This window comes from Acinetobacter sp. TUM15071 (assembly GCF_008980925.1).
GTDB lineage: Bacteria > Pseudomonadota > Gammaproteobacteria > Pseudomonadales > Moraxellaceae > Acinetobacter > Acinetobacter dispersus.
This window is the reverse complement of sequence record NZ_BKGB01000015.1, coordinates 63,196-76,807: the sequence shown is the minus strand read 5'-3', so window position 1 is coordinate 76,807 and position 13,612 is coordinate 63,196. Positions and strand designations below refer to the sequence as shown.

The 13,612-nt window shown below is 41.6% G+C and carries 14 protein-coding genes, 4 tRNA genes and 1 riboswitch; of the genes, 4 read left to right on the top strand and 14 right to left on the bottom strand.

Annotation, left to right across the window (positions count from 1 at the left end; genetic code table 11):
- Positions 1-76 precede the first annotated feature (76 nt).
- Complete coding sequence (locus GBI66_RS14400) at positions 77-844, bottom strand: hydroxymethylpyrimidine/phosphomethylpyrimidine kinase (RefSeq protein WP_151716568.1); 768 nt, start codon at positions 842-844, stop codon at positions 77-79.
- A gap of 93 nt (positions 845-937) precedes the next feature.
- On the opposite strand from GBI66_RS14400, the gene GBI66_RS14395 reads away from it, so the two are divergent.
- Positions 938-1,612: an HAD-IA family hydrolase gene (locus GBI66_RS14395; protein WP_151716567.1), complete on the top strand. Its 675-nt coding sequence runs from the start codon at positions 938-940 to the stop codon at positions 1,610-1,612.
- A gap of 48 nt (positions 1,613-1,660) precedes the next feature.
- On the opposite strand, the gene ribB is transcribed toward GBI66_RS14395, so the two are convergent.
- Positions 1,661-2,320 (bottom strand): 3,4-dihydroxy-2-butanone-4-phosphate synthase, encoded by a 660-nt coding sequence (ribB, locus tag GBI66_RS14390; RefSeq protein WP_151716566.1) that lies wholly within the window; start codon positions 2,318-2,320, stop codon positions 1,661-1,663.
- 99 nt (positions 2,321-2,419) lie between these two features.
- Positions 2,420-2,577, bottom strand: a riboswitch (FMN riboswitch).
- A gap of 185 nt (positions 2,578-2,762) precedes the next feature.
- Between ribB and GBI66_RS14385 the strand changes: the two genes are divergently transcribed.
- Both GBI66_RS14385 and GBI66_RS14380 read left to right on the top strand, forming a co-directional pair.
- Complete coding sequence (locus GBI66_RS14385) at positions 2,763-2,975, top strand: hypothetical protein (protein WP_005191019.1); 213 nt, start codon at positions 2,763-2,765, stop codon at positions 2,973-2,975.
- 12 nt (positions 2,976-2,987) lie between these two features.
- Complete coding sequence (locus tag GBI66_RS14380; protein ID WP_151716565.1) at positions 2,988-4,178, top strand: hypothetical protein; 1,191 nt, start codon at positions 2,988-2,990, stop codon at positions 4,176-4,178.
- Position 4,179: 1 nt separating this feature from the next.
- Here GBI66_RS14380 and GBI66_RS14375 read toward each other — a convergent pair whose 3' ends face one another.
- The 12 genes from GBI66_RS14375 to GBI66_RS14320 all read right to left on the bottom strand — a co-directional run bounded on the left by GBI66_RS14375 (position 4,180) and on the right by GBI66_RS14320 (position 12,248).
- Positions 4,180-5,970: a patatin-like phospholipase family protein gene (locus GBI66_RS14375; RefSeq protein ID WP_005191013.1), complete on the bottom strand. Its 1,791-nt coding sequence runs from the start codon at positions 5,968-5,970 to the stop codon at positions 4,180-4,182.
- A 187-nt stretch (positions 5,971-6,157) separates the two neighbouring features.
- On the bottom strand, positions 6,158-6,538 hold the full coding sequence (gene panD, locus GBI66_RS14370; protein ID WP_004655255.1) for an aspartate 1-decarboxylase: 381 nt from the start codon (positions 6,536-6,538) through the stop codon (positions 6,158-6,160).
- A 139-nt stretch (positions 6,539-6,677) separates the two neighbouring features.
- Complete coding sequence (gene pth / locus GBI66_RS14365; protein WP_005191009.1) at positions 6,678-7,259, bottom strand: aminoacyl-tRNA hydrolase; 582 nt, start codon at positions 7,257-7,259, stop codon at positions 6,678-6,680.
- Positions 7,260-7,278: 19 nt separating this feature from the next.
- Positions 7,279-7,575 (bottom strand): 50S ribosomal protein L25, encoded by a 297-nt coding sequence (gene rplY, locus GBI66_RS14360; protein WP_004663523.1) that lies wholly within the window; start codon positions 7,573-7,575, stop codon positions 7,279-7,281.
- 97 nt (positions 7,576-7,672) lie between these two features.
- Positions 7,673-8,626: a ribose-phosphate pyrophosphokinase gene (locus GBI66_RS14355; protein WP_005151027.1), complete on the bottom strand. Its 954-nt coding sequence runs from the start codon at positions 8,624-8,626 to the stop codon at positions 7,673-7,675.
- Positions 8,627-8,663: 37 nt separating this feature from the next.
- Positions 8,664-8,738: transfer RNA gene (locus GBI66_RS14350), tRNA-Gln, on the bottom strand.
- Between the two features lie 85 nt (positions 8,739-8,823).
- Positions 8,824-8,898 (bottom strand) — tRNA-Gln (locus GBI66_RS14345).
- A gap of 18 nt (positions 8,899-8,916) precedes the next feature.
- Positions 8,917-8,991, bottom strand: a tRNA-Gln gene (locus tag GBI66_RS14340).
- Between the two features lie 29 nt (positions 8,992-9,020).
- Positions 9,021-9,095 (bottom strand) — tRNA-Gln (locus tag GBI66_RS14335).
- Positions 9,094-9,927, bottom strand: a complete 834-nt coding sequence (gene ispE / locus GBI66_RS14330; protein WP_005191005.1) for a 4-(cytidine 5'-diphospho)-2-C-methyl-D-erythritol kinase — start codon at positions 9,925-9,927, stop codon at positions 9,094-9,096. The genes GBI66_RS14335 and ispE overlap by 2 nt, the downstream gene beginning before the upstream one ends.
- 16 nt (positions 9,928-9,943) lie before the next feature.
- The gene (lolB, locus tag GBI66_RS14325) at positions 9,944-10,525 is read right to left on the bottom strand and encodes a lipoprotein insertase outer membrane protein LolB (RefSeq protein WP_005191003.1); all 582 of its coding nucleotides are present in this window, start codon (positions 10,523-10,525) and stop codon (positions 9,944-9,946) included.
- Positions 10,526-10,529: 4 nt separating this feature from the next.
- Entirely contained in the window at positions 10,530-12,248 is a 1,719-nt protein-coding gene (locus GBI66_RS14320) for a tetratricopeptide repeat protein (protein ID WP_151716564.1), read from the bottom strand.
- A gap of 79 nt (positions 12,249-12,327) precedes the next feature.
- Between GBI66_RS14320 and hemA the strand changes: the two genes are divergently transcribed.
- A complete protein-coding gene (gene hemA / locus GBI66_RS14315) occupies positions 12,328-13,611 on the top strand; it encodes a glutamyl-tRNA reductase (protein WP_005190999.1) in 1,284 nt (427 codons plus the stop codon).
- Position 13,612: the final 1 nt, after the last annotated feature.

The window sequence follows — 13,612 nt, the reverse complement described above, 5'->3', positions numbered from 1 at the left end:
TTGAACAATAAAAAAGGCGCTGAATGCGCCTTTTTTATTCGATCATTTCTTGAAAATAATGATTTTTTAAAACAGCTTAAAAGCGTTTTGGAATCTTTTGCCCATGCGGTACTGGTGTTTCTGCATGTTTTAACACACCAAATAACCATGTTTCCGCATGTTGAACCGCAATTTTAAGCGAATCACCAAGTGCTAAACGTCCTGCAATAAAGCTTGCCAATGAACAACCTGAACCGTGGTATTGACCTTCTAAGCGTGGGCAGCGGCTTTCTGCAAGCATTTTACCATCAGCATACAGCACGTTGCGGATATGATCTGGGGTATCTTCATGCCCACCTTTGACCAATACTGCTTTTGCACCCATTTCGAAAAGTTTTTGTGTGGCTTGTTCAATATCATCAAGACCTGTTAAGGCTCTTAACTCAACGGTATTGGGGGTAATCACTGTTGCCAATGGAATCAGCTCAGCAAAGGCTTTGACTAATGTCGCTTGGTCACCCAATGAACCGCCACTATTTGCGACCAAAACGGGGTCTAGAACATATAAATAATCTGGATGTTCACGTAAGAATTCAGCCAGTGCCGCAATATTGTCGGTCGTGCCTAACATACCTGACTTCACACATTTAATTGGTAAATCACCGACCACCGCATTGGCTTGTGCGAGCAATAATTCCTTTGAAGTCGCTTCAAAACCAAACACTTGTTGTGAGTTTTGAATGGTTAAAGCAGTACATGCAATTGCAGCATGTGCACCACTTTGTCCAATTGCTTCAATATCTGCCTGTAGGCCAGCCCCACCAGAAGGATCTAAACCTGAAAAACAAAGTACGGTCGGACGCACTGCAATTTCCTTTTATTCTGCAATCTACGGTAGTATAGGGAAGTTTCGAGAAACTCTCGACTGTGTTGTGTAAGACTGTAAGAGATTGAACGAATGACGATCAAAAATATTCTCATCGATTTAGATGGAACCTTAACCGATCCTAAAACTGGAATTCATGGTTCAATTCGTTTTGCTTTAGAAAAGTTAGGTCAGCCCGTAGCCGATGAGGTCGATCTAGACTGGACTATTGGCCCACCTTTAAAAGCATCTCTGGCAAAATTACTCAATACTCAAGATGATGATCTGGCTGAGCAGGCATTGCTGGCTTATCGTGAGCGTTTCTCAGTGACTGGTTTATTTGAGAATGAAGTTTATCCTTTAGTTGCTCAGACTTTGCAACAATTGCAATCACAAGGCTATGCTTTGTTTCTTGCAACAGCAAAGCCTACAGTTTATGCGAAGCAAATTTTGGTTCATTTTGATTTAGCCCAGTATTTTACCGAAATGTATGGCAGTGAATTGACTGGTGAGAGAACCAATAAAGCGGATTTAATCGCTTATATTCTTGAACAACAACAGTTAGATGCACAGCAATGTATTATGGTAGGTGATCGCCAATACGACATCATCGGTGCGCGTGCCAATGGGATTGAAACCATTGCTGTGAATTATGGTTATGGCACGGCAGAAGAGTTGGCTCAAGCACAACCTGTGACCCAAATTTCGCAATTTAGTCAGTTGATTGAAGCTGTTGCTGAATTGAACGCCGAGCGAAAAGTTTCATAAAACAAATTGAAAAAAAGCCTCGATGATTCGAGGCTTTTTTATCTCTAATTAGACATTGTGTTTTAAGCGGTATTGCACCAGCTCTTCAATGCTAATCACAGTTAAACCATGGGTTTGTGCATAAGCAAGTACTTGAATACCTGAAGCCATGGAACCATCAGGATTGGTCAATTCACACAGCACTCCAGATGGTTTTAAACCTGCTAGACGAGCTAAATCAATTGTACCTTCCGTATGACCACGACGGGTTAAAACACCGCCTTCACGCGCACGTAAAGGAAATACATGACCTGGACGGCTTAAGTCATTTGCAACTGCACCATCCTTGGTTGCAGCTAAAACAGTGGTGACACGGTCTTTAGCAGACACGCCTGTGGTTACACCTTGTGCCGCTTCAATCGTTACTGTAAATGCTGTTTTAAATTGGCTGGAATTGTCGACGACCATAGGTGGAAGTTCTAAATGATCAGCTAAGGCTTCTGTTAAGCATAAGCAAACAATACCTGAACCATCACGAATCATTTGCGCCATGGTTTCGACAGTTAAAGTTTCAGCAGCAATAATCAAGTCAGCTTCGTTTTCACGATCAAAATCATCCATCACCAATACAGGTTTGCCTTGGCGGATATCTTCTAAAGCTTGTTGAATACGTTGTTCAGCAGGGGAAAGGGCTGAAAAGAAAAGTTCGGGTTGGATTAAACTAGACATAATGAAACGCTCTCGTAAATTGGATACGGTTGAACATTTCAGGACTGATGTAAAAAATAAGCGTGCACAAAAACAACGCAAAAAAGCGTATTTCAGTGGTTTCGTCTTCTTTCATCCGGACTATACCGTCGGCTTTGGTCTCTCACCAAATCTGCGAGTATATAAAAATATATACAGGCTCGTGGGCTGATTAGGTCATTTGATTACAATGCCTAACTTACCACCGGTGGGGAATTTCACCCCGCCCTGAAGCGATGTGCTTTGATTATAGCCAGATTTTTATGAGAAAAGGCAACTTTTTATAGAATGTATCGTTCTATAAAAATGAAAAAAATTGCTGAGACTTGAAGCTGTTTTTTGTCTGATCATCGAAACTGGTAATCCATTTGAATTGAGCATAGACTCAAAAGATAAAACAACAATAACTGGAAGGATCACTCTAATGGAGAAAGCAGATAAAACAGCGTTAGAACAATTGGCGCAACAGTTACATCGGCCAGTGATGAGTCTTCAAACATTTTCACAGATATCCAACCAAGATTTGGTTTGGCTCAATCAGCAATTACAACAAACCATAGAAAATGAAGATAAGAAGCTGAATCAAAGTTTGTATCAAACTCCATTTTTCTTGCGTTGGCTATTTCGAGATAAATAAGGAGGGAATACGATGACTCGACTTGCAGTACAGGCAGAGCTTATTAAGCTCGCTCGTATTTTTAAGGTTTCAGAACAAGAATTAGCATTTATGCAGTCTTTGGCACCTGAGAGTTTAAGGCAGTTCCGTTTTGCGATATTAGAGCGCTTACAGAGTCAGCAAAAAAAGCGTTTTCGTTATTTAGCGACCTGGGTCAATTGGTTGCCGCGCTGGATCAGTATTTTTATGGTAAAGCACTTCTTGGACCCTTTTATCGTGGCACAAATTGCAGTGTATTTGTCTACGGAAAGTTCTTATCGAATTGCTAAGCATTTACCAGCTAAAACAGTGGCTGCTATTTCAGTGCATTTAGATCCAAGATTAGCCAGAGAGTTATTGGGTTATCTGACAACGCATCAAATTACGGATATTACCAAAGTCCTGTTAGAGCAACGTGATTTTGTGACCATAGGGCGCTTTGTCAGTATGTTATCTGATACTGTTTTATTGGATGTTGCACAGATTGTCGAAAGTGAAAGTGACCTGCTGGAAATTGCATTTTATATAGAATCTCGTGAGCAGATTGATCATTTGGTGCATGTACTGCCAAAAGAGCGCATTGAGCAAGCCTTATTGATTGTTGGTGATCCAACCCAGCGGTTGGTATGGCCCAAAGTTTTGGCTTTAATGAGTTATATCAGTTATGGTCTGAAACAGGAACTGGGTGATTTGGCGGTTCAGCAAGGTGAATCTGTTGTAAATGCGATTATTCAAGCGACACAGGAAGATCAGCTTTGGGAAGATATGTTGCCTGTGGTGGCATGCTTATCTCCACAAGCACAAAATTTTGTGGCAAATCTACCTGCTTTGAGACAAGTTGAAATTATTCGAAGTATTGTTGAAGCTGCAGATCGTTGTGATTTATGGGCAGATATGCTGGTGATCGTCAATTATATGCAAGATGAAGCAAGACAGACGGTAGCAGCAGCCATTGCCCAGATTGATGAGGATGTATTACATCACATTGCCTATGCCTCATTGTTACGTTCACAATGGGAGGTCACATTTGACATTATGCGACGTATGCCAGTTGAAAAGCAGCAACAATGCCATCGTATTTTGGATGGTTATATGCAGCAATTAGACCCTGAAACTTATCAATATCTAGATGGTTTATTGGATCGCTACCAAATTCAATCATCGGTGACAGCATCGCTTGGTTAAACTAAACGTTTGGTAAAGTCTCTCGGATTGGAAGTAAGGTTTCTAAAGCATGCTCATAACCACGTTCTACCAAGGTATCTAATTTATGCCAGTCAAACATGCCAATGCCTTCAATGGGCATACGAATATGTAAATTTGCACGTTCAATTGCTGCGGTCTGAATCATGGTATCGCTGGCGAGGGTTGCTGTCCGCATTAAGATTTCTGCCAGTCTTGGCGCATGAAGCAATTTATCTTTAATGATTTTATTCCAGTTGAGTAAGGCACTTTGATCAGGTTCATCCAAGCCAATACCAGGTACTCGAATATCATCATGCAGACTCACATTACTGGCAATAATGGTACCTCTTTCTAAATTTTGCATGACATCTGTGGGGAGGTTATTAATCACGCCGCCATCGCAGAGTAGGTTTTCATGCCAAGCCACGGGAGGTGCCACACCAGGTACACTCATACTGGTGCCGACCCAAGTCGCAAGTTCACCTTGATCATGAATCACGGCTTGACCTGTGGTGAGGTTGGTCGAAATACAATAATAGGTTTGTCTGAGTTCTTCAATTCGTCGATGTCCAAAGATAGCATGCAGGCGAGTATGGAAACGTTGTCCTCGAATCAGAGAAACGCGTGGCATGGTGTAGTCATTGAGATAGTTACGCGCCACAAAGGTTTCGTAAGCAATATGAGTCATTTCCACGCTATCAAAGCCACAGGCGACAAGGGCTGCCACAAATGCGCCCATACTGGTACCACCAACAATATCAATCGGAATATGTAGTTGTTCCAGTGCTCGAATTAAACCAATATGGGCAAAACCACGTGCACCACCGCCACCCAGCACTAAACCAACCCCTTGACTGGAGATTTGGCGGGCAACGGCACAGATATCAGCTTGAGCCCAAGGGTGGATAAAGTAGTGGGCGCGGGCATGGTACAGTTGTTTCCAAATCAGGGTATGTGGGGAAGGGTCACCTTCGGAACGTAATAGTACTAATTCAATTGGGCTTTGCCACTCATGTTGATTGAGCACATGAGATAGCGGTGTTTGTGTCGGTGTTTGATTGGCTTCAGCCAATATCAAAATTCGATCTGCTTGATGTAGGCAACGTTTCGACCATTCATCTTCACTGTTATTGGCGGCATATAGCACATAGCAATGCTTTTCTTCTAGGCTGGCAAGCCATTGGCGTAGTTGTAAATCTTCGGTACTGTAATCCAATGGTGTTTGGCTAAACCCAGAACCAAATAGCGCATCCACATGTGCTGCGGTGACTAAACGTGCATGAGGCCAACGTTGTAAATGTTCGGTGAGTTTTTCTGCCAGATGAGTGGCGGGAATATGTGTTGAAACAGGAATGACAGAGAGGGTTCGACTATGTCCCATTGCATGGGTGAGTTGTTGCTCAGGTTGGGAACGATGAATGATCAAACGAGACAGTGCAAACAAAACTTTTGGATATTGGTGGATAAAATCTAAGAACTGTTGCTGGGGAATACCCAATAATGCAGTATCTCGAATGGCATTGACCGTACAGTGATGTGGTTGGTTAGAAATGACACCTGTTTCACCAACAATTTCGTTTCGGCCATAATAAGTGAGTAAACCCGCTGAGCTGGTGAGCTTTACTCGACCGTAAGCAACAATATAGACATGATCAGCAATATCATGAGCACAATACAGCTGTTGTCCCGTTTGCAGATGACGAATATGGCAATAGGGGACCAAGCTCTCTAGCGTCGTATGATCTAATTCTGCAAAGAGACTGACTTTGCAGAGAATATTAAGAATATCCATATTTTTCAAATTATCGTTATTGTCTATTTATTGAATAAGGCCTAGCACCGTTTTACAAGTTGGGTTAAGTAAAACTTGGGGTTATTTCTCAGTGTTTTTGTATTTTTAAGAGAGGGTGATTTGGAAATTTCTCACAATAAAAAAGCCAGTTCATATTGACTGGCTTTTTCGGAATCTGTTTTATTGCTTATGCAATTTGCACAGGAATACAGTTGGCTGTGTGATTCACTGTATTGTCTGGATTTGCGTAAACGAGGCGTGGTTTGTGAAGATTCGCTTCTACTTCAGTAAAGTCACCGAAGGTCGCAATAATCACTAAATCACCAACATCAGCTTGATGTGCAGCGCCACCATTGACTGAGATAATGCCTGAATCATCTTCACCACGAATTGCATAAGTTGTGAAGCGTTTGCCGTTAGTTACGTTCCATACGTGGATTTCTTCGTATTCACGAATCCCTGCTAAGTCCATTAATACGCCATCAATTGCACAAGAACCTTCATAATGAAGCTCTGCATGAGTCACAACTGCACGGTGAATTTTACATTTTAATAAACGAGATAGCATGGCTAGCGTCTCCTGAGTAAGACCTAAGATGAATATCTTATGGTTGACTTGTCACGTTTTCCGCGGGCTACAGGCGGTTCGATGCGCATTTTGCGCTTAAAAATGCAATATGGCAAGTGTGATTGATCAACAATTCAGTTTATGCGGGTTTGTAAGCGTTAATTTGATTCATGGCTTGTGAAACTTGTCCATCAACAAGCATTTTCACTTTAGCTAAGGCATGATCAATTGCGGCGTCCATTAAAGCTTGTTCACTGCTAGGCGCTTTGCCAAGCACATGACCAGAAACGCGTTCTTTAGCGCCTGGATGCCCAATTCCAATTCTTAAACGGTGAAAGTTTGCGCCGATATGAGGAACGATATCACGAAGACCATTATGTCCACCATGTCCGCCACCTGTTTTCAAACGAATAACACCAGGATCCATATCCAGTTCATCATGCGCAATCAGGATTGATTCTGGTGCAACTTGATAAAATTTAGAGAAAGGAACAACACTTTGACCAGAACGGTTCATAAAAGTGGTAGGGAGTAATAAACGTACATCATGACCTTCAATTTGGCCACGACCACTGTATCCATGAAATTTAGGATCAGCTTTTAAAGAAATGCCATAACGATCTGCAAGCTGTTCAACGAACCAGAAACCTGCATTATGGCGGGTTTGGGCATATTCCTTTCCAGGGTTGCCCAAACCAACAATTAGCGAAATATTTGACACTAATTTACGCCTTTAACACTTATGCGCGTTTGAAGTCAGCGTGCATAGGCGTGTTTTTAGCAGGGTGGCGTTGTAACGCTTGGATTTTAACGTTTTCAACTTTATCACCGATTTTGATTTCGATAACTTCTTCGAAGAAAGCGTTGTTTTCTAAAGCTTTAACAATTTCACGAAGCTCTAAAGTAACTGCTACAGGCTCAGCGCTACCACCGTAGATGATTGCTGGGATTTGAGCAGCGTGACGAAGGCGGCGGCTCGAACCTTTCCCTTGTTGTGCTACTTCACGTGCTTGAGCGTTTAATACGAAGTTTGCCATGGGCATATCCTCATTGAGTTTGAGTAACTAAACTTGCGACCAGTTTAGTGATAGAAAAACCCTAGCGAGCTAGGGTTTAAGAAAAAAAGCTGGGCTATTATAGATAACTATCGAACATTGCGCTAATAGATTCTTCGTTATTGATACGACGAATTGTTTCAGCAACCATGCTAGCAACAGAAACTTGGCGAATTTTGCCTAAGCTCAATGCTTCATCTGAAAGAGGAATCGTGTCGGTAACAACAAGTTCATCAATCACAGAGTTACGAAGGTTTTCAATGGCTTTGCCAGATAAAACAGGGTGAGTTGCATAAGCAACAACACGACGAGCACCAAATTGTTTTAGTGCATCGGCCGCTTTGCAAAGCGTACCTGCCGTATCAACCATGTCATCGACAATGACACAGTCACGATCATTTACATCACCAATCAAATGCATCACTTGTGATTCATTTGCTTTTTGGCGACGTTTATCGATGATAGCTAAGTCGATATCACCCATTTGTTTAGCAACAGCACGGGCACGAACAACACCACCTACGTCAGGTGAAACCACCACGAGGTTATGATGTTGTTGTTGACGCAAGTCAGCAAGTAACGCTGGCGTTCCGTAAATGTTGTCAACAGGAATATCGAAGAAACCTTGAATTTGGTCTGCGTGTAAGTCAATCATTACAACACGGTCAATTCCAACGGTTGTCAGCATATCTGCAACGACTTTCGCTGTAATTGGTACACGAGCAGAACGTGGACGACGATCTTGGCGTGCATAACCGAAATAAGGAATAACAGCAGTGATACGACCAGCACTTGCACGACGCAAAGCATCAGCCATAACCAAAATTTCCATTAGGTTATCATTGGTCGGCGCACAGGTAGACTGGACGATAAAAACGTCTTTACCACGAACATTCTCAGTAATTTCAACTGAAATTTCACCATCAGAGAACTTGCTTACAGAAGCAGCACCTAAAGGAATATGTAAATGGCTTACGACTTTTTGAGCGAAATGTGGATGAGCACTTCCACTAAAAACGACAAGATTGGGCATGAAGCACCCTTGGCGGTTGGCTTATAATGAATTTGGATGGCAGGGGCGGCTGGATTCGAACCAACGGATGCCGAGATCAAAACCCGGTGCCTTACCACTTGGCGACGCCCCTAATGCGGCAGAACTTTAAAGGTTTTAGATGATAATGTCAATATATTTGATCAAATATCAATATAAAACAAGTCTGTCTTAATATATGGCAGGGGCGGCTGGATTCGAACCAACGGATGCCGAGATCAAAACCCGGTGCCTTACCACTTGGCGACGCCCCTAAATTTGATGATATGTAATGGCAGGGGCGGCTGGATTCGAACCAACGGATGCCGAGATCAAAACCCGGTGCCTTACCACTTGGCGACGCCCCTAAATATTACATATATCTACAGATGAAAATTGGCAGGGGCGGCTGGATTCGAACCAACGGATGCCGAGATCAAAACCCGGTGCCTTACCACTTGGCGACGCCCCTAACATGCAACTGAAAAATGTCTTAAAGGTGATTCTGCTAAACTGTTAACCAAGTAAGATTTACAAGGTGAGTTTTGCAAAATTTGCTCTACGTTCATTTCATCGGTTACTTCAATAAAAACACAAGCACCTGTACCTGTAAGCTTTGCTAGACCAAACTGATCTAAATATTGCATTGCTTCTTCTACTTCAGGGTATAACTGTCGAGCCAGAGGTTCAAAGTTATTTCCAAAATTAGAAGGTTCTAACTGATAGGCGCAAAATGTAGTGATCTTAGAATCTCTTGTCAATGTTTTTTGCGAAAAAAGCTGTTGAGTGCTGATAAAACAGTCAGGTTTTAAAATTATGAATTTTTTTTGAGCTAAGTCTATGAATGATAAATGTTCACCGATCCCTTCTGCCCATGCATTACGACCTAAAACAAAGATCGGAACATCCGCCCCAAGCTGTACGCCATAATCAGCTAATTGCTGTTCATTTAAGCCGCATTGCCAAAGCTGATTCAGTACAATCAGTGTGGTTGCTGCATTGGATGAACCACCACCGAGACCAGCACCCATTGGAATATTTTTTTCAATGCTGATATTTAGCCCACATGGTTTTTTTGCATGCGGGCGTAATAATTGTGCTGCACGATAGATCAAATTGTGTTCAAGTTTAACTTCGCTTAAGCCTTTAATTTGAATGGTTTGTTCTGGATTTTGCTCAAACGTCATCCAGTCATATAGATCAATCAGTTGAAAAATAGTCTGTAATTCATGATAACCATTTTCACGACGACCTGTGATATGCAAAAACAAGTTCAATTTAGCAGGGGAAGGCACTCTAATCATAAAAAAACAATCTAACTTATCGGTTTTGAATCACCATTGTAATACGGTTTTCTTTGTCATCGGCAAGTGCTTGCTTCAACAAAAGCTTATTGGGGAGGGTTTGACCATCGTTATAGCTAAAATCAACCGTCCAGCCATCTTCAACCAATTGCTTTAGACGATTATTTTCATCTTTATTCACTTGTGCATTTGAGGTCGCTGGTTTGGCTTGTACCCAATAAGCGAGATGCATAATCGGCGCTTGCCAACCTGTGGCTTTCTCTAGTAATTCTTCAGGTGTAGCAGCTGTAATTAGACCAGTTTTGGCACTGTTTAACGTCACTTCACCTGGTTTGCCTTCAATTTGGGTCTTACCTACACCTAAAATTCCTGTGAGTTCAATATCGAATTGCTCTTGTTGCTGTACCCATGTAAAAAAAGCACTGCCTGATTGTTGTGGTGTACGGACACCAATTTTGCCTTGTAAGCTAAAATTATTTTCATCTTGAATTTGTGGTGATGCAATTACTTTATTTGGTTGGCTTAAGTGTTGGCAGCCTGTCAAAAATAGAACGCTACTACTACATACAGTGATGCACAATTTTGAAAACAAGCGCATGGATTTAACTCTTTTTTACGGTGATGGGTAAGATTAAGCTATCAAGTTGTTGTAATTGTGGGGCATTGGCATGTTTTTGTTTCAATTGCTGTAACACCTCGCTAAATTGCGTGAGTGCGCCTTGCATATATAGGGCTTTGGCATAACGAATACCAATATTGACATTCTCACTTAGTGAATACGCTTGGCCTAGGACTTTGGATGCGGTATCAAAATCATTTTGCAAGAAGGCGATATAACCTAATGTGTCGAGGATAGAGGCCTGTTCAGGCGCGAAATCCAGTGCCAATTCTGCGTATTTTCGTGCCTCTTTGAGACGACGGTTTTGCAGTGCCAATGTGTAGGCATAAGCATTTAGATAGGTCGGACTATTTGGTTCAATCGTTAAGAGCTGTTTTAAAGTTTTGTCTAATTTATCTCGATCGGTATATGGGTCAAGTAATAATACTTCGGCATAAATCAATTCGGGATCATCAGGAAGGCTCTTAATCGCTTCATCCAATAAGGCCAAAGCTGCTTTTTTATTGTCCATTTTCTTTAAAATATCGGCCTGCGCTTGATATAAGAAACTGGCATGCTGTGGATAGTTGACTCGTTCTTGCGTTAAAAAGCGCAGAGCATCATTGAGTTGTCCCTGTTTTTCAAAAATTGCGATCATATTGCGACGTGAAACGATGTATAAACTGCCATCAACCAAGCGATAGTAGGCTTTTGCCGTTTCATAATGTTGTTTACGTTGTGCATTGATCGCAAGGTAATAATAAGCTTCATTTTGATATTTCGCAGATGAGCGTAATTCGACTAAATATTGCTCAGCTTTTTCATACTGCTTTAAATCGATACTGGTTAAGCCTGCGATAAAAAGAGCTTCTTCAGCTTTAGGATGATCTTTAATGATGCTTTCAAGTTTATCCAAAGCTTCTTGTTGTTGATTGATTTGAATGTAATAACGTGCTTCAGCCATTCGAATATCAATATTATTTTTATTTTTTCGGCTGGCTTTTTCAAACCAATTTTTCGTTTCTTCATCATCACGTAAAGCCATCAATAAGTTAGCTTTCATTAAAATAAAGCTGGTCGATTTGGAGCGTTTGCGTAATGCGCGATTAATATTATTCAGTGCCTGTTCGTACAAGCCATCTTGTGCTTCTAAACCCGCAATGAGGGCCAAAATGGAAGGGTTGTTCCTTTCTGCGCTTGCTCGAAGTGCATTGAGCAGAATCTCACGATCTTGTGCTTGTTCTGGTGCAATCCCCGCTAAAATCTCTTCAAGATCAGCAGTCGGATCGATATTTAAAATTTTATCTAGAGTCTTTGCTGCGAGTTCATACTCATGTGTTTTTAATGCAATATGTGACAAATAAAATAAAGCTGGAACATCTTTTGGTTCTTGTTCAACCCAATGTGTTGCAATGTCTAAAGCTGACTGTAAGTCATTATATTCTAAAGCGATATCTAACGCGCGTTGCTTAATTGTGGTTGAGTTGCTTCGAATCGCAAGTACAGTATAGTTGTGTAGCGCGGTTGCAATATCATCATAAGCAAGAGAAAATTCGGCAATCATGCTCTGTTGAAGCGCATGTTCAAAGCTGTTATCTGCATACATGTCGTGTATTGCTTGTGCAGAGACATAAGAGCTCATGCTACCTAACAACAAGATTGTGGTAGAATACCGTCTAATCGTCTTGCCGCTAAAAAGGGTACGGCGATATAGCTGACGCAATTTTTATTGATCCAAAGTAATGCTTTTTATGACACCGATGTTGCACAATAACATAAATTTAGCGAAATGATGATCTGATATGTCTTTCTTTGCATTGGGTGTCAACCATCAAACAGCTTCTGTTGAACTTCGTGAACAAATCGCTTTCAATGCAGAGCGGTTAGCTGCGCTATTGCTTGAACAAAACCAAGGTTCATCACTGAATGATTTGGTGGTTGTATCAACTTGCAATCGCACTGAAGTGTATGCCATGACAGAGGATGCGGATAGCGTTCTGAATTGGTTGGCCCAAGTGAATAATATTGATGTAAAACAGTTAATTCATCATGTTTATCGTTACGAGAATGCTCAAGCTGTTACACATTTAATGCGTGTTGCCAGTGGTTTAGACTCGTTGATGTTAGGTGAGCCACAAATTTTAGGGCAAGTTAAAAGTGCATTGGCGCTGTCTAAAGATGCAGAAACTGTTTCGCCTGAATTGAATAGTGTCTTTGAATATGCGTTTTATGCTGCAAAACGGGTTCGTTCAGAGACATCCGTTGGAAGTCATGCTGTTTCAATGGGTTATGCGGTTGCTCAGCTGGCATCGCAAGTATTTAGTCGTCCTGAAAAATTAACCGTCATGGTGGTTGCAGCAGGTGAGATGAACAGTCTTGTCGCTAAACATCTAGCAGAAATGGGTGTGGCGAAGATCCTGATTTGTAACCGTAGTCGTGAACGCGCAGATATTCTGGCACAAGAAATTGCCCATCAAGTCGATGTGGAAATTATTCCTTTTGCAGAACTTGCACAAAATTTGCATAGAGCAGATGTTATCTCAAGTTGTACAGGTAGTTTGCATCAAGTGATTGGATATGCTGACGTTAAAGTTGCTTTAAAGAAACGCCGTTACCAACAAATGTTACTGGTCGATTTAGCGGTTCCACGTGATATTGATCCGAAAGTTGAATCGTTGGATAACGTCTATTTATATGGCGTTGATGATTTGCAAAGCGTGATTGATGAAAATTTAGCACAACGTCGTCAAGCTGCTGTTGAAGCTGAAATCATGGTCAATCAATTGGCAACTCAATTGATGACTCAGCAAAAAGTAAAAGAGGCGAGTGGTACAATTCAAGCGTATCGCCAGCATAGTGAAGAAGTAAGCCAAAAAGAGTTGTCACATGCGCTAGAGTCTTTGCAGCATGGAAATTCAGCTGAACAGGTACTGCAAGAGTTTGCACATCGTTTAACCCAAAAGCTAATGCACCCAACCTCAATTTTACTCAGAGAAGCTGCTAAAGCTGAAAATCCAGATTACTTTGAATGGCTGCAACAACATCTACAAGATGTGTTTGAACATGAGCGTAAGCCACGCCAGTAAT